Below are 18,116 nucleotides of genomic sequence, written 5' to 3'. Positions count from 1 at the left end.
TATTCATTCATGCAAAACGAAGCATTGGTCCAGCTGGCGATCGCCGCGCTGGAAGATCTGAAGGCCAAGGACATCACGACCATCGATGTCCGCGGCAAGACCAGCGTCACCGACTACATGATCATTGCCAGCGGGACGTCCGGGCGCCATGTGAAGTCGCTCGCCGACAACGTGCTGGAGAAGGTCCGCGAGCAAGGCCGCCGGCCGCTCGGCAGCGAGGGGCTGGACGGTGGCGAGTGGGCCTTGCTGGACCTTGGCGATGTCGTGGTCCATGTCATGCAGGAGCCGACCCGGCAGTTCTATGACCTCGAGCGCCTGTGGCAAGGCGCCGAGCAGGCACGCGCGCACCACTCGCACGACGAGGAGTAGGTCCGGTGCGGATCAGGCTGGTCGCGGTCGGATCACGCATGCCCGGTTGGGTGGAGCAGGGCTGGCAGGAATACGCCCGTCGAATGCCCCCGGAACTACCGCTCGAGCTGGTGGAAGTTCCGCTCGGCACCCGGGGCAAGAATGCCGACGTATCGCGCTTGATCCGGCAGGAAGGCGAGGCCATGCTGGCGCGCGTTCAGCCTGGCGAGCGGGTCGTGACGCTCGAAGTTCACGGACGCCCCTGGAGCACCGAGCAGCTGGCCGCCGAAGTGGAACGCTGGCGGCTCGATGCGCGCACCATCAATCTCATGGTCGGAGGCCCGGAAGGGCTGGCGCCGGAGGTCTGTGCACGCAGCGAGCAACGCTGGTCCCTGTCGCCGCTGACGTTGCCACATCCCCTGGTCCGCATCCTCGTCGCCGAGCAGCTCTATCGCGCGTGGACGGTGCTGTCCGGCCACCCGTATCACAAGTAGTAGCCGTCGTACCCGCAGATGCCGCAGCCGATTCCACTGAAAGACCATGAAAAAGACGCCCGCCTGGTTCGTCGACGGGTGATCTTCGGCCTCGCCGTGGTCTTGCTGTTGCTCGGCGTGCTGGCGTCGCGCATGTATTACCTGCAGGTGATCCAGTACGAGCACCATTCCACCCTGTCGGAAAACAACCGCGTCCATGTCCAGCCGATCCCGCCGACGCGGGGGCTGATCTTCGACCGTAACGGCAACATCATCGCCGACAACCGTCCGAGCTTCAGCCTGACGGTCACCCGCGAGCGGGCCGGCGACTGGCGCAGCGTGCTGGACGTCGTCGTCGATGTGCTCGGGCTGACCGAGGAAGACCGGGCGCTGTTCGAGAAGCGCGTCCTGCAGGGTCGCCGCCCCTTCGAGCCGGTGCCGATCCTGTTCGAGCTGTCGGAGGAGCAGATCGCGCGGATCGCGGTGAACCAGTTCCGCCTGCCGGGCGTGGAAGTCGCCGCGCAACTGGTGCGTTACTACCCCGAGGGAGCGCACTTCGCCCACTCGGTTGGCTACGTCGGACGCATCAACGAACGCGAACTGGCCAAGCTCGATCCGGTCGATTACGCCGGCACCCACCACATCGGCAAGACCGGCATCGAGAAATTCTACGAGGACGTGCTGCACGGCGAGGTCGGTTACGAAGAGGTCGAGACCAATGCCCGCGGGCGCGTGCTCCGCGTGCTCAAGCGGACCGATCCGGTGCCCGGCAAGGACCTGACCCTGACGCTCGATCTGAAGCTGCAACAGGCGGCCGAGGCCGCGCTGGCCGGGCGTCGCGGCGCGATCGTCGCGCTCCAGCCGGACACCGGCGAAGTGCTGGCCATGGTCAGTCAGCCGAGCTTCGACCCGAACCTGTTCGTGACCGGGATCAGCTTCAAGGACTATGGCGCGCTGCGCGACTCGCTCGATCAGCCGCTGTACAACCGCGTGCTGCGCGGCCTTTATCCGCCGGGCTCGACCATCAAGCCGATGATGGCCATCGCGGGCCTTGACGCCGGGGTGGTGACGCCGACGAGCAAGGTGTTCGATCCGGGGTTCTTCCAGCTGCCGAACGTCAAGCACAAGTACCGCAACTGGAACCGCGGCGGCGATGGCTGGGTCGACCTGGTCACGGCGATCATGCGGTCCAACGACACCTACTTCTACGACCTCGCGCATAAGCTCGGCATCGATCGGATGCATGACTACATGACGCAGTTCGGCTTCGGCCAGCGCGTGTCGCTGGACATGAACGAGGAAACCGATGGGCTGATGCCATCGCGGGAGTGGAAGCGCTCGCGCTACCGCCAGCCCTGGTATCCGGGCGAAACCGTCATCCTCGGCATCGGTCAGGGCTACATGCAGGCGACGCCCCTGCAGCTTGCCCAGGCCACGTCGCTGATCGCCACGCGCGGCAAGTGGATTCGTCCGCGCCTGGCCAAGTCCATCGCTGGCGAGCCGCCGGTCGATGAGAATCCGCATCCCGACATCCAGCTGCGCGACCCACGTTATTGGGACCTGGCGCAGGAGGGGATGGAAATGGTGCTTTACGGTGCGCGCGGCACGGCCAAGCGTGTCGGCGATACGGCAACCGCCTACCGCATCGCCGGCAAGAGCGGCACCGCGCAGGTGGTCGCGATCAAGCAGGGCGAGCGCTACGACAGCGAGGCGCTGGCCGAGCGGCACCGCGATCACGCCCTGTTCGTCGGCTTCGCGCCGGCCGACGACCCGCAGATAGTGGTGGCCGTGATGGTCGAGAACGGCGAATCCGGCTCCGGCGTCGCTGCGCCCGTGCTCAAGCAGGTCATGGATGCCTGGTTGCTCGACGAGAACGGCCAGCTCAAGACCGAGTTCTCGCCCACGCTTAGCGCCGAGGTGGCCGCCCCATGACCGCGTCCTTCGATCCGACGCTCTCGAGCGACGATGTCCTGCGCCGGCGGGCGAGTTTCCTGCAGCGCATCCATGTCGATGCACCGCTGCTGCTGCTGTTGCTGACGCTGGGGGCGGTCGGGCTTTTCGTGCTGTATTCGGCCAGCGGCCGCAACTGGGACCTGCTGGGCAAGCAGGCCTTCTCGTTCGGGATCGGCCTGGTGTCGATGTTCGTCATCGCCCAGATCGAGCCGCGCTTCATGGCGCGCTGGGTGCCGCCGGCCTATCTGGTGGGCGTTGCGCTGCTGGTCGCGGTGGACGTGATCGGGCACAGCGCGATGGGGGCGACGCGCTGGATCAACATTCCCGGCGTGATCCGCTTCCAGCCGTCGGAGTTCATGAAGATCATCATGCCGGCGACGATCGCCTGGTACCTGGCGCGACGCACGCTGCCGCCAAGTCTGAAGCACACCGCGGTGGCGCTGGCGCTGATCGCCGTGCCGGTGGTGCTGATCATGCGCCAGCCCGACCTCGGTACATCGCTGCTGATCCTGGCCTCCGGCGCATTCGTGCTGTTCATCGGTGGCTTGCGCTGGCGCTGGATTCTCGGGGCGCTGGCCGCCTTCGTCCCGCTGGCGATCGGCATGTGGTTCTTCGGCATGCACCAGTACCAGAAGCAGCGGGTGCTGACCTTTCTCGATCCGGAAAGCGATCCGCTCGGCACCGGCTGGAACATCATCCAGTCCAAGGCGGCGATCGGCTCGGGCGGCGTCTTCGGCAAGGGCTGGCTGCTCGGCACGCAGTCGCACCTGGATTTTTTGCCCGAAAGCCACACGGACTTTATCATTGCCGTCCTCGCCGAGGAGTTCGGACTGGTCGGTGTCTGCCTCCTGCTGGTGGTCTATCTGCTGCTCATTGCGCGAGGGTTGACGATCACGGTCCAGGCGCAGACGTTGTTCGGCAAGCTGCTGGCCGGTGCGCTGACCATGACCTTCTTCGTCTATGTCTTCGTGAACATGGGTATGGTGAGCGGCCTGCTTCCGGTGGTCGGCGTACCGTTGCCGTTCATCAGCTATGGCGGCACGTCTTTGGTGACCCTGCTGTCGGGGTTCGGGGTTCTAATGTCGATCCACACCCACCGCAAGTGGATCGCCCAGGTTTGAGAGTGACTGTTTTGGAATCAATTGATCGCCGCCACTCGATCCGAGCCTTCTTCCGGCTCGGGCTGGTCGGCGCGCTTGCGCTCGTTCAGCCGGCCCAGGCTGGCGATTACGTCGGCCCGAAAGTCGACGAATTCGTCCAGGAAATGACACGCGAATACGGGTTCGCAGGCGAGCAGCTGACCCGGCTGTTCGCCGAAGCCGAGCGCAAGCAGACCATCCTCGATGCCATTTCGCGGCCCGCCGAGCGGGTCAAGCCCTGGCACGAATACCGCCCCATCTTCATCACCGACGCGCGCATCGGGCAGGGGGTCGACTTCTGGCGCCAGCACGAAGACGCGCTGGCGCGAGCCCAGGCCGAATACGGTGTCGCGTCGGAAGTGATCGTCGCGATCATCGGCGTGGAGACCTTCTACGGCCGCAACACCGGCAGCTATCGGGTGATCGACGCGCTGTCGACCCTGGGCTTCGATTACCCGCCTCGTGCGCCGTTCTTCCGCCAGCAACTCAAGGAATTTCTGCTGCTCGCCCGCGAGGAGCAGGTCGATCCGCTGGCGCTCAAGGGCTCCTATGCCGGTGCGATGGGCCTGCCGCAGTTCATGCCCAGCAGCTTCCGCGCCTATGCCGTGGACTTCGACGGCGATGGCCGGATCGATATCTGGAACAACCCGGTCGACGCCATCGGCAGTGTCGCCAGCTATTTCAAGGCGCACGGTTGGCAGCCGGGCGCGCCGGTCGTCGCAAGCGCTTCGACGGAGGGCGAGCGTGCTCAGGAAGGGCTGACCGAGGGGCTCGAGTCGACCCTCAACGCCGCACAGCTCAAGGCGCTGGGCTGGAAGACCGAGGCCGCGCTCGCCGATGACGTGCCGGTCACTGCGTTCAAGCTCGACGGCGAGAAGGGCGAGGAATACTGGATCGGCCTGCCCAATTTCTACACCATCACGCGCTACAACCGCAGTGTGATGTACGCCATGGCCGTCCATCAGCTGTCCCAGCAGATTGCCGCGGCCCGGGGGCGTTCGTGAGCCGGCTGGCCTGCGCGGGCCTGGCACTGGCCTGCGCGGCGGCGCTGCTGGCCGGTTGCTCGTCCAGTCGTCCGCCGGCGGTGAGCCAGCCGAGCGGTGGCATCAGCGGACCGGACGTGTACAAGCGCCCCAGCCAGGACGGCGCGCCCTGGTGGGACGTGGACGTCTCGAAGATTCCCGATGCCGTGCCGATGCCCCACTACGGCCCGGTGAAGGCCAACCCCTACACCGTGCTGGGCAAGACGTACTACCCGATCAACGACGCTACCCGTTATTCCGAAATCGGCACGGCGTCCTGGTATGGCACCAAGTTCCATGGTCAGGCGACCGCCAACGGCGAGGAGTACGACCTGTACGGCATGAGCGCGGCGCACAAGACGCTGCCGCTGCCGAGCTACGTGAAGGTGACCAACCTGGAAAACGGCAAGGCGGTGGTCTTGCGCGTCAACGACCGTGGGCCGTTCTATTCGGACCGGGTGATCGACCTGTCCTTCGCCGCCGCCAAGAAGCTGGGCTATGCCGAGCGCGGTACCGCGCGGGTCAAGGTCGAGGGCATCGATCCCGAGCGTTGGTGGGCCAACCGTGGCCAGTCCGCGCCAATGGTGCTGGCCCAGCCGAAGAAGGCCGTGGCCACCGCCACCCCGGCATCGTCCGGCCAGGTGATCGAGCAGTACACCCCTCCGCCGCAGCAGCATGCCGGCGCGGTGGTGCCGGTGCAGATTGCCGATGCGAAGGCCCCGCCGGCGGGCGACGGCCTGTTCCTGCAGATCGGCGCGTTCGCCAATCCGGATGCGGCGCAGCTGCTCAAGGACAAACTGAGCGGAATGGTCTCGACCCCGGTGTTCGTCAGCTCGGTGGTCCGCGACCAGCAGATCCTGCATCGGGTCCGGCTCGGCCCCATCGCCTCGCACGACGAAGCCTCGCGTATCGAGGAAAGCCTCCGGCTGGCCGATCTCGGCCGTCCGCGGCTGGTGCGCGGCGATTGATTTTTTCACCCATGCCCCCGGGCATGATCGTTCACAGATAACTTCGAGAGACGGATGAACATCAGCTCCCTTGCCAAACGCCTTGTCTGTTCACTGCTGATCGTGGCAGCGCCGCTGGCCACGGCCGCGCCGGCCGCGATTCCTTCGCCACCGCAGCTGTCGGCGAAAGCCTATGTCCTGATGGACGCCAAGAGCGGCGAGATCCTCGTCGAGCACAATGGCGACGAGCGCCTGCCTCCGGCCAGCCTGACCAAACTGATGACCGCGTACATCGCCACGCTGGAGATTCTCAAGGGTCGGATCGGCGCGAACGACATGGTGACCGTGAGCGAAAACGCCTGGCGTACGGGCGGCTCGCGCATGTTCATCCAGGTCAACACCCAGGTATCGGTCGACGACCTGCTGCACGGCATCATCATCCAGTCGGGCAACGACGCCAGCGTGGCGATCGCCGAACACATCGCCGGTAGCGAAGACGCCTTCGCCGACATGATGAACACGACGGCGCAGCGCCTTGGCCTGAGCAATACCCACTTCATGAATGCCACCGGCCTGCCGCATCCGGAGCACTACTCCTCGGCTGCCGACATGGCCAAGCTGGCCCGCGCGATCATCTACGAAGAGCCGGAGCACTATGCGATCTATGCGCAGAAGGAGTTCCTGTGGAACGACATCAAGCAGCCCAACCGTAACCTGCTGCTGTGGCGCGACAAGACGGTCGATGGCCTGAAAACCGGTCACACCGAAGAGGCCGGCTACTGCCTGGTGGCGTCCGCCGTGCGCGATGGCATGCGCCTGATCTCCGTGGTATTCGGCACCGACAGTGAGGAGGCGCGCGCCGCCGAGACCCAGAAGCTGCTGAACTACGGCTTCCGCTTCTACGAAACCCGCACCTTCTACCAGAAGGGTACGGAGCTGGCGACGGCGCAGGTCTGGAAGGGCGAGCAGGACCAGGTCAAGGCCGGCCTGGCCAATGACCTGACGCTGACCATGCCGCGTGGTCGCCTGGACAAGCTCGAGGCCGTGATGAACTTCGACGGTCAGCTGATCGCTCCGATCGAACAGGGGCAGGTCATCGGCAAGGTTGAGGTCAAGCTCGGCGAGGAAGTGGTGCACAGCACCGACCTGATCGCACTCGAAGCGGTGCCCGAGGGCGGGTTGTTCACGCGCCTGTGGGACAGCATCCGCCTGTTCTTCTTCGGCTTGTTCAACTGACGGGTGCGCCATGAGCGAATCGGACGATATCCAGGCACCGAAGATCGAGTTCCCCTGCGAGCGCTATCCGATCAAGGTGGTCGGCGATGCCGGCGAGGGTTTCTCGGCGATGGTCATCGAGGTGATTCGCCGTCATGCCCCTGACCTCGACGAAACCACGCTGGTGCTGCGCGACAGCCGCAACGGGCGTTACCAGTCGGCGCAGGTGCTCATCACCGCCACGGGCGTGGACCAGTTGCAGGCGATCCACGTCGACCTGCGGGCCACCGGCCGCGTGCACATGGTGCTTTGAGTGCTGGTCGTACGGGAGCTGGGGCTGGTCGACTACCTGCCGACCTGGCAGGCGATGCAGCGCTTCACGAACGAGCGCGGCCCGCAGACGCCCGATGAACTCTGGCTTCTGCAGCATCCGCCGGTGTTCACCCAGGGCCAGGCCGGCAAGGCCGAGCACGTCCTGTTTCCGGGGGACATTCCGGTCGTTCAGGTCGACCGCGGCGGTCAGGTGACCTACCATGGCCCCGGTCAGCTGGTGGCCTATCTCCTGCTCGATGTGCGGCGGCTCGGCATCGGTGTACGGGAGTTGGTCGAACGCATGGAGCGCGCCGTCATCGGTGTGCTCGCGGCGCACGAGATCCTTGCTGCGGCGCGGCGCGATGCGCCCGGCGTTTATGTAGAGGCGGCGAAGATCGCCTCGCTCGGTTTGCGAATCCGCAACGGGCGTTCGTTTCATGGGTTAGCGCTGAACGTGGACATGGACCTCGAGCCCTTCGCGCGCATCAATCCCTGTGGCTACGCCGGACTGGCGATGACACAGATGCGCGATCTGGCCGGGTCGGTGGATGTTCAGCAGGTGCAGCAAGAACTGCGGGAGCGGTTGGCGCTGGAGCTCGGCTATGCCGAACAGAAGACCCTTACGGGCGGACTGGAACTTCTATGACAGTGGAAACCGTGGAAAAGCGTCCGGCTAAGATCGAAGCTGGCGTCAAGCTGCGCGGGGCGGAAAAGGTTGCGCGCATTCCGGTGAAGATCATCCCCACCGACGAACTGCCGACCAAGCCGGACTGGATTCGGGTACGCATTCCTGTGTCCCCGGAAGTCGATCGCATCAAGCAACTGCTGCGCAAGCACAACCTGCACAGCGTCTGCGAGGAGGCCTCGTGCCCGAACCTGGGCGAGTGCTTCTCCGGTGGCACCGCCACCTTCATGATCATGGGCGACATCTGCACCCGGCGCTGTCCGTTCTGCGACGTCGGGCACGGCCGGCCCAACCCGCTCGATCCCGACGAGCCGAAGAACCTCGCCATCGCCATTGCCGATCTGCGCCTGAAATACGTGGTCATCACCTCCGTCGACCGCGACGACCTGCGCGACGGCGGGGCCCAGCACTTCGCCGACTGCCTGCGCGAGATTCGCAAGCTGTCGCCTGGCATCCAGCTGGAGACGCTGGTGCCTGACTACCGCGGGCGCATGGACGTCGCGCTGGAGATCACGGCCAACGAGCCGCCGGACGTGTTCAACCACAACCTGGAGACGGTGCCGCGCCTGTACCGCTCCTCGCGGCCGGGCTCGGACTTCGAGTGGTCGCTCGATCTGTTGCAGAAATTCAAGGAGCGCGTGCCGCACGTCCCTACCAAGTCGGGTCTGATGCTCGGCCTTGGCGAGACCGACGAGGAAGTCATCGAGGTCATGCACCGCATGCGCGAGCACGAGATCGACATGCTCACGCTCGGGCAGTATCTGCAGCCATCGCGCAATCACCTGCCGGTCCAGCGCTTCGTGCATCCCGACACCTTCGCCTGGTTCGCCGAGGAAGGCATGAAGATGGGCTTCAAGAACGTGGCGTCCGGCCCCTTGGTGCGGTCGTCCTACCATGCGGACCAGCAAGCCCACGGCGGCAAGGTCGGCTGACAATCGACCGGCATGAAAAAAGCGACCCAAGGGTCGCTTTTTCATGCCTGGCATCCGGCTCAGGGTTCGGCGCGTAGACGGCCCAGCAATTGCTGGGTCGGATGGCCGTCGGCGGGCCAGCCGAGCGACTGCTGATAGCTGCGGATCGCCCGCCGTGTGTTGGCTCCGATGATGCCGTCCGGCGTACCGGGATCGAAACCCTGCTGGACCAGCCGCTCTTGCAGCTCCAGGCGCTCCGAGCGGCTGAGTGGCTGGTCGCCGCGCGGCCAGGCGCCTTCGATCTGGCCGCCACCGTCGAAGCGCTCGGAGAGCAGGCCGATCGCCAGGGCATAGGTCGACGAATTGTTGTAGCGCAGGATCGTGCGGAAGTTGTCCAGCACGAGGAAGGCGGGGCCACGATGCCCGGCCGGCAGCAGCAGGCTGGCAAGCATGGTGTCGTCCGCCTCGCTGATGCCCTTCACGCCGAGCGCGCGCCATTCCGAAAGCGGCTTGCGGATGTCCGCGTCGGCCAGTGCATAGTCGAAGCCTTCCGGCAGGCTTACCTCGAAGCCCCAGGGCTCGCGGAAATCCCAGCCGGACGTTTGTAGATAGTGCGCGGCCGAGGCGAGGGCATCGGCCTCGGTGGACCACACGTCTCGACGGCCGTCACCGTCGAAGTCCACGGCGTGCTCGTTGTAGGTGGTTGGAATGAACTGGGTCTGCCCCATCGCACCGGCCCACGAGCCGCGCATGCGTGACGGATCGACGTCGCCCTTCTGCAGAATGCGCAGGGCGGCAAGCAGCTGGTCCTCGGCGAAGTCAGGGCGGCGCCCCTCGTAGGCGAGCGTGGCCAGCGAGCGGATGATCGACTTGTCGCCAATGATGTCGCCGAAGCTGCTTTCCAGCCCCCAGATGGCGACCAGGACGGCGCGGTCCACGCCATAGCGGGCTTCGAGCTGGTCGAACAGGGCGCGATGCTCGTCCAGCAGGCGCCGGCCGCTGGCGACACGCTGACGGGACAGGGCGCCGTCGAGGTACTGCCAGACCGGGCGGGTGAACTCCGGCTGGCTGCGGTCGGCGGCGATCACGCTGGGGTCCGGCTCGACCCCGGCGAAGGCCCGATCGAACACCTCTGCGCTGATGCCCTGTGCCAGGGCCTTCTGGCGAAACCCGTCGCGCCATTGCTCGAAGCTCACTGCCGGCATCTCCACAAGGTTGGCAGCCTGCGCAGGCTGGCCTGGAAGGGTAGCGGCGAGGGCATCGGACACGCTCGGCAGGGTCTGCGCGATCGGCTCGGCCGCGCAGGCGACGACCAGGCTCAGCGCCGATCCGGCGGTAAAGGTCCGAAGCATCAATGCGGGGAGGAGGGTGAGGAACATCCGGTAAAGCTCGATTGCGTCACAACGGCCTGTGACCTTAGCACGCTTTTTCGCGCTTGGCTTTTCAGGCGGCCATAACGGGCGAAGCCTCCCAATCTCTCGACTGGAAGGCTTCGCGGCGGTAGCTGCCCTTGCCTTTGGCGGGTCTTTCCTGGCGGCTTCGGAACAGTAGTTGCGCCACCAGGGATTTGGCCTTGTTCGGCCGTTTCGGCTGCTTTTTCGACATCGTGGCCTTGGGTGCGTGTGGGACGGCTGCCGATCATAGACGCAGCGGGCGCAATGTCCAGCCGGTCAGCCGCCGAGGCGCCGGCCGGTACCGCTGCAGGGACTACAGCTTCAAACGCTTGCCGGCCAACTGAAGGCTGAGGCTGGCCAGTCCGGCCCAGGGGTCGCCCGCGGCCTGGCCCTTGATCTGCGCGTCGATGACCTGTGCGTCGGTCAGCATCTGGCGCCAGCGGCTACTGTCCTGGCGTTGCAGGGCCTTGCCGATCAGGGGGCGGCGCTTGTCCCAGATCGGCGGTCGCATCTGTCCGAAGGCCCGTTCGAGCGGCACGCCCTGGCCGTAGAGCTGGGCGAGATTGGCGAGCTGTCGCAATTCGCGCGCCAGCGCCCAGAGAATCACCGGCGCCTCGACCCCTTCGGCCCGCAGGCCGTTGAGCATGCGCAGCGCGTGGGCCGGCTCTCCGGCGAGCGCGGCATCGATCAGCCCGAAGACGTCGTAGCGCGCGCTGTCGGCCACTGCCGACTGGACCGTCTCGACCGTCACCTGGCCCGCTTCGGCCAGCAGCTTGAGTTTTTCGATTTCCTGCGCGGCGGCCAGCAGGTTGCCTTCGACGCGATCGGCGATGAGGTCCAGCGCCTGGGGGTCGGCAGCGAGTCCGGCCTTGGCCAGTCGCTGGCGAATCCATTGCGGCAGCTGTTGCGGGTCGACCGGCCACACCTGGATGAACTGGGCATCCGCGCCGTCGATCAGCGCCTTGGCCCACTTGGTCTTCTGCGCGCTGCCGTCGAGCTTGGGCAGGCTGACCAGCAGCAGGGTGTCGTCGGCGGGGCGGGCGAGGTAATCCATCAGGGCCGTACTGCCCTTGTCGCCCGGTTTGCCATTGGGGATACGCAGTTCGATCAACCGACGCTGGGCGAACAGTGACAGGCTGGCGCCCGCCTCGACGAGCAAGCCCCAGTCGAAATGGGTGTCGACGTGAAACACCTGGCGCTCGTCGTAGCCCTGCTGGCGCGCCGCCGCCCGTATGGCATCGGCCGCTTCCTGGCAGAGCAGGGGGTCGTCGCCGCTGATGGCGTAGACGCTGGCGAGCGGCCCCTGAAGGTGCTTGTCGAGTTGCGCGGGATTGAGCTTCATGGATCAGCCGACGGGCCGGCAAGCGGCCCGTTCCGTCACTGGAAGGGCACCGGCAACGGCGACGACGCCGGTGTCGCCGCCTCGCGACGGCGCTCGGCCTCGCGCGCTTCAGCCTCGGCCTGGGCGCGTGCTTCGGCGGTCGCCTGGAGCGCGTCCAGTTCGGCCGGAGTGAGCGAGCGCAGGCGCATCATCAGCTGGGTAACTGCTTCGCGGCGCAGCTCCTGACGAATCTGCTCGGCTTCCTGGGTGGCGCCGATGAGGTTGTTCTGGTCATACAGGGAGACCTTCTGGACCTCGACCTGCTCTTCGATCAGCAGCGTGCCGCCGGGGCCGCGCACCTGGTAGTCCAGTTCGAAGATGAGCAGGTGCTCGGCGCTGCGTGCGGCGCTGGTGTAGCTGGCCGTGCGCTGGAGGTTGTTCTCCCGGACCAGGTGCAGGTCATAGGGCGCACCGGGGTGGACCCGTACGCCGTTGCGCTCGAGCGTCTTTTCCACCAGGTCCACGGTGGGGCCGTAGGCGTCGCGCGCCTCGACCGACAGCTCGTCCAGGGCGAAATTGGCGCTGCCGGTGCCCCGCAGCTGAAAACCGCAGCCAGCCAGTAGCGCCGCCAGACCCAATACCGCCAGATTCCGTTTGTTCATCTTGTTGTCCTCACGCCGGCAAGCCGGCCCGAATCAGTTAGCGACGATGTTGACCAGCTTGCCGGGCACCACGATGACCTTGCGAATGGTCAGGCCTTCGGTGAAGCGCAGCACGTTCTCGTTGGCACGGGCGGCGGCTTCGACCGCCTCGCGGCTGGCGTCGGCCGGCATCTCGATCTGACCGCGCAGCTTGCCGTTGACCTGCACCACCAGGGTCAGGCTGTCCTGCACCAGGGCGGATTCGTCCACCGCCGGCCAGGCGGCATCGATGACGGCGCCGGTCTTGCCCAGCGCTACCCACAGCGCGTGGCAGATGTGCGGGGTGATCGGTGCGAGCAGCAGGGCGACGGTTTCCAAACCCTCCTGCAGCAGCGCGCGGTCCTGCTCGCTGGCGGTCGGTGCCTTCTCCAGCACGTTCATCAGCGTCATCACCTGGGCGATGGCGGTGTTGAACTTGTGGTGCTGGCCGACATCGACGCTGGCCTGCTTGATCGCCAGGTGGATGGCGCGGCGCGTGGCCTTCTGTTCGTCGTTCAACGTGGCGACGTCCAGTGCGCCCGGCAGGCCGGCGCTGACATGGGCGTGGGCCAGGCGCCAGACGCGGCGCAGGAAGCGGCTGGCGCCTTCGACGCCGGAATCGGACCACTCCAGGCTCATGTCCGGCGGCGACGCGAACATCATGAACAGGCGGCAGGTGTCGGCGCCGTAGGCGTCGATCATGGCCTGCGGGTCGACGCCGTTGTTCTTCGACTTGGACATCTTCTCGGTGCCGCCGATTTCCACCGGCAGGCCGTCGGTCTTCAGGCGGGCGCCGACGACCTTGGCCTTGGCGTCGCGCTCGACCTCGACGTCGGCCGGATTGAACCAGTCCTTGCCGCCATTCTCGGCGGTGCGGTAGTAGGTTTCGGCGACCACCATGCCCTGGGTCAGCAGGTTCTTGAACGGCTCGTTGGAGGCGAGCAGGCCTTCGTCGCGCATCAGCTTGTGGAAGAAGCGCGCGTACAAGAGGTGCAGGATGGCGTGCTCGATGCCGCCGATGTACTGGTCGACCGGCAGCCAGTGGTTGGCCGCGGCCGGGTCGACCATGCCCTTGTCGTAGTTGGGGCTGGCGTAGCGGGCGAAGTACCAGGACGACTCGACGAAGGTGTCCATGGTGTCGGTTTCACGCTTGGCCGGCGCCCCGCACGTCGGACAGCTGCATTCGTAGAACTCGGGCATCCGCGCCAGCGGCGAGCCGGCCCCGTCCGGCACCACGTCTTCGGGCAGTACGACCGGCAATTGATCTTCCGGCACCGGCACGTCGCCGCAGGCGTCGCAATGGATGATCGGGATCGGGCAGCCCCAGTAGCGCTGGCGGCTGATGCCCCAGTCGCGCAGGCGGAACTGGGTGCGCGCCTGGCCGAGACCCTTCTTCTGCAGGGTGACTTCCATGGCGTCGAACGCGCCCTGGAAGTCCAGGCCGTCGAACTCGCCGGAGTTGATCAGCGTACCGTGCTCGCCGTAGGCGTCCTGCCAGGGCGCGGGGGTCTCGTCGCCGGCACTGGTGCGCACCACCGGCTTGATCGGCAGGGCGTACTTGCTGGCGAACTCGAAGTCGCGCTCGTCATGCGCCGGAACGGCCATGACCGCGCCTTCGCCGTAGTTCATCAGCACGTAGTTGGCGACCCACACCGGCAGCAGCTCGCCGGTCAGCGGGTGTTGCACCTTGAGCGAGGTGGCCAGGCCCTTCTTTTCCTGGGTGGCGATGTCGGCCTCGGCCACGCCGCCGCGCTTGCACTCGTCGATGAAGGCTTGCAGCTGCGGGTTGCCCTGGGCCGCCTGGGTGGCCAGCGGGTGCTCGGCGGCGACCGCGACGTAGGTCGCGCCCATCAGGGTGTCGGGGCGGGTGGTGAAGACTTTCAGCGCGCCCTCGTGGCCGATGCTGGCCACGTCATAGGGGAAGCTCACTTCCATGCCACGTGACTTGCCGATCCAGTTGCGCTGCATGGTCTTGACCTGTTCCGGCCAGCCATCCAGTTCGTCGAGGCTGTCGAGCAACTCTTCGGCGTAGGCGGTGATCTTGAAGTAGTACATCGGGATTTCGCGCTTCTCGATCAGCGCACCCGAGCGCCAGCCGCGGCCGTCGATCACCTGCTCGTTGGCCAGCACGGTCTGGTCGACCGGGTCCCAGTTCACGGTGCCGTTCTTGCGGTAGATCACGCCCTTCTCGAACAGGCGGGTGAACAGCCACTGTTCCCAGCGGTAGTAGTCCGGCTTGCAGGTGGTGACTTCGCGCGACCAGTCGATCGCCAGGCCCAGCGACTTGAGCTGGGTCTTCATGTAGTCGATGTTCTCGTAGGTCCACTTGGCCGGGGCGACCTTGTTCTTCATCGCCGCGTTTTCCGCCGGCATGCCGAAGGCGTCCCAACCCATCGGCTGCAGCACGTTCTTGCCCTGCATGCGCTGGTAGCGCGCGATCACGTCGCCGATGGTGTAGTTGCGCACGTGCCCCATGTGCAGCTTGCCGCTGGGGTAGGGAAACATCGACAGGCAATAGAAGGTGTCCTTGCCCGGCTGCTCCTTCACTTCAAAAGACTTGTTCGAATCCCAGTGGGATTGCGCGGCGGCTTCGATTTCGCGGGGCTGATACTGTTCGTGCATGGCTCTGGCGCTGGAGAGGAGGCTGGCGCTCCGCGCGGTGGCAGCGGTGGGCGCGGCAGGCGAGACCTGGCGAATGCGCTGGCGCGGCGCGCTGCGGGCGGAGGCATGGAAGCGCCGTAGCATACATGAGCGTCCGCTCCTGCGGGAAACGGGTTTTCCGGCGGGAGCGGGCCGCTGTCCATCCGTCGCGGGAGCCGCTGCCCGGTCGATCGAACGCTAAGCTTTTGCTGAGGGAAACAGGCAGGAGGTGACTCATGAGGAGAGAACGACAGGCCGAGGACGGCGGCTTGTATGGACGCGTCCTGCAACGCTTGGGAGCGGCACTGGCGCAGGCTGAACGAGACACGAGCGGGACGGCCCTGCCGGATGATCTGGTGGTCAGCGGCTTGTCCGATGCGGAGTTGGCGCTGATCCGTGCCTACCTGGCGAAGGATGATCGCTGGCTATCAGGCTGGCAGGCAGCCGCCGAGGAACAGGCCATGATCGCCCGGCAGACGGCACGAACGCCGGCCCGCCGCCTGCTGCCGCGCGCTCGGACGGCGCAATGGAACCGTAGCCTGAGCTGCGCGCTCTGCGGTGCCGAGGTGGAGTGGCCGACCGCGGCAGGGCCGGTGGTCTGCTGCATGTGCGGCTCGCACCTCCTGCTGGGCCGCCAGCGCCGTGAGATTCGACGACACTGACGGCGATCCTGATGCCTCCTGCGGTACAGTCTGGCCTCCGCGAAAGGAGTGCTCATGCCGATCCGCTACTTCTTCAAGCAACTGCTGCTGCCACCGGGCGGCCTGTTCCTGTTGCTCCTGCTCGCCTGGTGGCTGCGTCGTCGCGCGCCAAGGCTGGCCGCGCTGTGCTTCATCGCAGGCTTCGGTGGGCTGTGGCTCATGAGTCTGCCAGTGGTCGTGCAATGGGGCGCCCGGCTGCTCGAGCGCGAGCCCGCCCTCGACGCCTCCGCCTGGCCGCTGCTCGATCGTCGGGCCGGCGCGATCGTGGTGCTCGGCGGCGGGCGCGAGCAGAACGACCCGGCCTGGGGCGGCGATCAGCCGAGTGCGATCGCGCTGGAGCGGCTGCGGTACGCGGCGCGACTGGCGAAGGCCTCCGGGTTGCCGATCCTCGCGAGCGGCGGCCTGCATTTCGGCCAGCCGCCGAGCGAGGCGCACCTGGCCGGCCAGGTCCTCGAACGGGACCACGGCGTCGAAACGCGCTGGCTCGAGGAACGAAGCCGGACCACCTGGGAGAACGCCGTGTACAGCGCACAATTGCTGCGTGAGGCGGGCATCGAGCGGATCGTGCTGGTCACCTCGGCCTGGCACATGGCGCGGTCGCGTTGGTGCTTCGAGGAGAATGGCATCGAGGTGATCGCCGCCCCGGTGGGCTTCATGGGCGCACCGTCGAGCCGGCCGCTCGGCGGCTGGCTGCCGGAAGCCAAGGCGGTGTGGCAGAACAGTCTGCTGCTCAACGAGGCGGTCGGCCTGCTGGTGTACCCGCTGGTCTACGAGGCGCCGGACGCCTCGCTGTCAGCGTTGCCGGAATCGGCCGACCAAGGCCCAGCCGAGCAGGCCGGCGCAGAGCAACCCGAGCGGCCATGAACCCCAGCGCAGATAAGGCGTGAGGCCTTCCATGGGCACGACCGTGCCGCGCAGCACGGCGCGCTCGAACGCAGGGATGCGTTCGGTGATGGCGCCTTGCGGGTCGATGAGCACGGTGATCCCGTTGTTCGTCGCGCGGATCATCCAGCGTCCGGCTTCGAGGGCCCGCATCTGCGCCATTTGGAGGTGCTGGAGCGGCCCGATCGAACGCCCGAACCAGGCGTCGTTGCTGATCGTCAGGAGCAGGTCGCTGCGCGCGGCGAGCGCGGCGGCGAACTCGGGATAGACCACTTCGTAGCAGATGTAGGGCGCGATCTGCAGGCCGTGGGCCTGCAACAGCGACTGGTTCGGTTCGCCCGCGGCGAAGTCGGACATCGGCAGATCGAAGAAGGCGATCAGTCCGCGGAGCATGTCCTGCAGGGGAACGTATTCGCCGAAGGGCACGAGCTTCTGCTTGAGATAGGTACCGCTGCCTTCGCCGACCACGGTGATCCCGTTGTAGTAGCGCCGCTCGCCGGCCGCGTTCGGCTGGCGTACCGGAATGCCGGTGATCAGCGCGGCGTTTCGCTCGCTGGCGATGCGATCCATGACCGATAGGTAGCCCTCGGCGAACTCCTTGAGCACGGGCACGGCGGTCTCGGGCCAGACGATCAGGTCGGCTGGCGCGCTGGCCAGGGTCAGGTCCCGGTAGAGCGCCAGCTGCGCTTCGAGCTGCGCCGGATCCCACTTGAGGTTCTGCGCGACGTTGCCTTGCATGGCGGCGACGGTCAGCGGCTCGCCGGAGGGCGAGGTCCATTGCCTGCCATGCAACGCGCCGCCGGCGAGCCATATCGCGAGCAGCAGCGCGCCGGCCGGTGCCCATGCCCGTGGTCGGTGACGCAGGTGGGGCAGGGTCGTCAGCAGCGTGGCGGTCAGCGCGAGGGCGAAGGACAGCAGCCATACGCCACCGACCGGCGCGTAGCCGTCCAGCGGACCGTCGAGCTGGCTGTAGCCGGCGTAGAGCCAGGGGAAGCCGGTCAGGAACCAGCCGCGAAACATTTCCTGCGCCACCCACAGCGCGGCGAATGCGAAGGCGTTGCCGAGCGGCGCGTCCGCGCGCCGCAGCCAGCGCGCCCAGAGCCCGCCCGGCAGCGCGAAGAACAGCCCCAGTCCGGCGACGAACCCGAGGGTGAGCAGCCCGGCGAGCCAGGGCGGCGCCGCGCCGAAATCATGAATGCTGACGTAGACCCAGCTGGCGCCCGAGGCGAACAGGCCGAAGCCGTACCACCAGCCGCGCAGGGCCGCCTGTCGGGGGGATAGCTCGCCGAGGCCGAGGTAGAGCAGGGCGATCGACAGCGGCGCCAGCGGCCACAGATCGAACGGGGCCAGCGACAGGGTGGTCAGCGCGCCGACGAACAGGGCCAGCAGATGCCCCGGCCAGCCGGGGCGAGTGATCCAGCGCATCGAAAATCCTTGTTAGCAGAGAAGTCGCGGCAGGCTAAGGGTGGGCGGCGCGTCCGGCAATGCGGTTG

At 66.6% G+C, this 18,116-nt stretch carries 18 protein-coding genes; 12 read left to right on the top strand and 6 right to left on the bottom strand.

Going from position 1 to position 18,116, the window contains the following annotated elements; all coding sequences use genetic code 11:
• Window positions 1-9 precede the first annotated feature (9 nt).
• From rsfS to lipA, 10 genes are read left to right on the top strand one after another with little or no spacing between them, the layout of a single operon-like run.
• A complete protein-coding gene (gene rsfS, locus D7325_RS03630; protein WP_120994178.1) occupies window positions 10-369 on the top strand; it encodes a ribosome silencing factor in 360 nt (119 codons plus the stop codon).
• A 5-nt stretch (window positions 370-374) separates the two neighbouring features.
• Entirely contained in the window at window positions 375-842 is a 468-nt protein-coding gene (rlmH, locus tag D7325_RS03625) for a 23S rRNA (pseudouridine(1915)-N(3))-methyltransferase RlmH (protein WP_120994177.1), read from the top strand.
• Window positions 843-860: 18 nt separating this feature from the next.
• Complete coding sequence (gene mrdA / locus D7325_RS03620) at window positions 861-2,753, top strand: penicillin-binding protein 2 (RefSeq protein WP_120994176.1); 1,893 nt, start codon at window positions 861-863, stop codon at window positions 2,751-2,753.
• Window positions 2,750-3,895 (top strand): rod shape-determining protein RodA, encoded by a 1,146-nt coding sequence (gene rodA / locus D7325_RS03615; protein ID WP_120994175.1) that lies wholly within the window; start codon window positions 2,750-2,752, stop codon window positions 3,893-3,895. Before mrdA ends, rodA begins: the two co-directional genes overlap by 4 nt.
• Before the next feature lie 38 nt (window positions 3,896-3,933).
• Window positions 3,934-4,917 carry a lytic murein transglycosylase B gene (gene mltB, locus D7325_RS03610; RefSeq protein WP_425452261.1) on the top strand — a complete coding sequence of 328 codons (984 nt, stop codon included), beginning with the start codon at window positions 3,934-3,936 and terminating at the stop codon, window positions 4,915-4,917.
• Window positions 4,914-5,903 (top strand): septal ring lytic transglycosylase RlpA family protein, encoded by a 990-nt coding sequence (locus tag D7325_RS03605; RefSeq protein WP_120994174.1) that lies wholly within the window; start codon window positions 4,914-4,916, stop codon window positions 5,901-5,903. The genes mltB and D7325_RS03605 overlap by 4 nt, the downstream gene beginning before the upstream one ends.
• Before the next feature lie 54 nt (window positions 5,904-5,957).
• Window positions 5,958-7,118: a D-alanyl-D-alanine carboxypeptidase family protein gene (locus tag D7325_RS03600; RefSeq protein ID WP_120994173.1), complete on the top strand. Its 1,161-nt coding sequence runs from the start codon at window positions 5,958-5,960 to the stop codon at window positions 7,116-7,118.
• 10 nt (window positions 7,119-7,128) lie between these two features.
• Window positions 7,129-7,410 (top strand): DUF493 domain-containing protein, encoded by a 282-nt coding sequence (locus D7325_RS03595; RefSeq protein ID WP_120994172.1) that lies wholly within the window; start codon window positions 7,129-7,131, stop codon window positions 7,408-7,410.
• Window positions 7,411-8,055 carry a lipoyl(octanoyl) transferase LipB gene (gene lipB, locus D7325_RS03590; protein ID WP_120994171.1) on the top strand — a complete coding sequence of 215 codons (645 nt, stop codon included), beginning with the start codon at window positions 7,411-7,413 and terminating at the stop codon, window positions 8,053-8,055.
• A complete protein-coding gene (lipA, locus tag D7325_RS03585) occupies window positions 8,052-9,026 on the top strand; it encodes a lipoyl synthase (protein WP_120994170.1) in 975 nt (324 codons plus the stop codon). Before lipB ends, lipA begins: the two co-directional genes overlap by 4 nt.
• A gap of 59 nt (window positions 9,027-9,085) precedes the next feature.
• On the opposite strand, the gene D7325_RS03580 is transcribed toward lipA, so the two are convergent.
• The 5 genes from D7325_RS03580 to leuS all read right to left on the bottom strand — a co-directional run bounded on the left by D7325_RS03580 (window position 9,086) and on the right by leuS (window position 15,022).
• Window positions 9,086-10,384 (bottom strand): lytic murein transglycosylase, encoded by a 1,299-nt coding sequence (locus tag D7325_RS03580; RefSeq protein ID WP_120994169.1) that lies wholly within the window; start codon window positions 10,382-10,384, stop codon window positions 9,086-9,088.
• 64 nt (window positions 10,385-10,448) lie between these two features.
• Entirely contained in the window at window positions 10,449-10,610 is a 162-nt protein-coding gene (gene arfA, locus D7325_RS03575; RefSeq protein ID WP_120994168.1) for an alternative ribosome rescue factor ArfA, read from the bottom strand.
• A gap of 102 nt (window positions 10,611-10,712) precedes the next feature.
• Window positions 10,713-11,741: a DNA polymerase III subunit delta gene (gene holA, locus D7325_RS03570; protein WP_120994167.1), complete on the bottom strand. Its 1,029-nt coding sequence runs from the start codon at window positions 11,739-11,741 to the stop codon at window positions 10,713-10,715.
• Window positions 11,742-11,776: 35 nt separating this feature from the next.
• Window positions 11,777-12,382, bottom strand: coding sequence for an LPS-assembly lipoprotein LptE (locus tag D7325_RS03565; protein ID WP_120994166.1), 606 nt, complete (start codon window positions 12,380-12,382; stop codon window positions 11,777-11,779).
• 33 nt (window positions 12,383-12,415) lie between these two features.
• The gene (gene leuS / locus D7325_RS03560; RefSeq protein ID WP_120994622.1) at window positions 12,416-15,022 is read right to left on the bottom strand and encodes a leucine--tRNA ligase; all 2,607 of its coding nucleotides are present in this window, start codon (window positions 15,020-15,022) and stop codon (window positions 12,416-12,418) included.
• Between the two features lie 254 nt (window positions 15,023-15,276).
• Here leuS and D7325_RS03555 point away from each other — a divergent pair, with 254 nt between their 5' ends.
• Window positions 15,277-15,702, top strand: coding sequence for a hypothetical protein (locus D7325_RS03555; protein WP_120994165.1), 426 nt, complete (start codon window positions 15,277-15,279; stop codon window positions 15,700-15,702).
• 54 nt (window positions 15,703-15,756) lie between these two features.
• Complete coding sequence (locus tag D7325_RS03550) at window positions 15,757-16,605, top strand: YdcF family protein (RefSeq protein ID WP_120994164.1); 849 nt, start codon at window positions 15,757-15,759, stop codon at window positions 16,603-16,605.
• On the opposite strand, the gene lnt is transcribed toward D7325_RS03550, so the two are convergent.
• Window positions 16,534-18,048, bottom strand: a complete 1,515-nt coding sequence (lnt, locus tag D7325_RS03545) for an apolipoprotein N-acyltransferase (protein WP_120994163.1) — start codon at window positions 18,046-18,048, stop codon at window positions 16,534-16,536. The genes D7325_RS03550 and lnt overlap by 72 nt on opposite strands.
• Between the last annotated feature and the right edge of the window lie 68 nt (window positions 18,049-18,116).

Source organism: Stutzerimonas urumqiensis, assembly GCF_003640395.1.
GTDB classification, from domain to species: domain Bacteria; phylum Pseudomonadota; class Gammaproteobacteria; order Pseudomonadales; family Pseudomonadaceae; genus Stutzerimonas; species Stutzerimonas urumqiensis.
This window is presented reverse-complemented; position numbering and strand designations above follow the sequence as displayed.

What these genes read in the sequence shown, in the direction of transcription:
- rsfS (WP_120994178.1), top strand. Translation starts at nt 10, where the DNA reads ATGCAAAACGAAGCATTGGTCCAGCTGGCGATCGCCGCGCTGGAAGAT.
- mrdA (WP_120994176.1), top strand. Translation starts at nt 861, where the DNA reads ATGCCGCAGCCGATTCCACTGAAAGACCATGAAAAAGACGCCCGCCTG.
- rodA (WP_120994175.1), top strand. Translation starts at nt 2,750, where the DNA reads ATGACCGCGTCCTTCGATCCGACGCTCTCGAGCGACGATGTCCTGCGC.
- D7325_RS03600 (WP_120994173.1), top strand. Translation starts at nt 5,958, where the DNA reads ATGAACATCAGCTCCCTTGCCAAACGCCTTGTCTGTTCACTGCTGATC.
- D7325_RS03595 (WP_120994172.1), top strand. Translation starts at nt 7,129, where the DNA reads ATGAGCGAATCGGACGATATCCAGGCACCGAAGATCGAGTTCCCCTGC.
- lipA (WP_120994170.1), top strand. Translation starts at nt 8,052, where the DNA reads ATGACAGTGGAAACCGTGGAAAAGCGTCCGGCTAAGATCGAAGCTGGC.
- D7325_RS03580 (WP_120994169.1), bottom strand. Translation starts at nt 10,384, where the DNA reads ATGTTCCTCACCCTCCTCCCCGCATTGATGCTTCGGACCTTTACCGCC.
- arfA (WP_120994168.1), bottom strand. Translation starts at nt 10,610, where the DNA reads ATGTCGAAAAAGCAGCCGAAACGGCCGAACAAGGCCAAATCCCTGGTG.
- holA (WP_120994167.1), bottom strand. Translation starts at nt 11,741, where the DNA reads ATGAAGCTCAATCCCGCGCAACTCGACAAGCACCTTCAGGGGCCGCTC.
- D7325_RS03565 (WP_120994166.1), bottom strand. Translation starts at nt 12,382, where the DNA reads ATGAACAAACGGAATCTGGCGGTATTGGGTCTGGCGGCGCTACTGGCT.
- leuS (WP_120994622.1), bottom strand. Translation starts at nt 15,022, where the DNA reads ATGCACGAACAGTATCAGCCCCGCGAAATCGAAGCCGCCGCGCAATCC.
- D7325_RS03555 (WP_120994165.1), top strand. Translation starts at nt 15,277, where the DNA reads ATGAGGAGAGAACGACAGGCCGAGGACGGCGGCTTGTATGGACGCGTC.
- D7325_RS03550 (WP_120994164.1), top strand. Translation starts at nt 15,757, where the DNA reads ATGCCGATCCGCTACTTCTTCAAGCAACTGCTGCTGCCACCGGGCGGC.
- lnt (WP_120994163.1), bottom strand. Translation starts at nt 18,048, where the DNA reads ATGCGCTGGATCACTCGCCCCGGCTGGCCGGGGCATCTGCTGGCCCTG.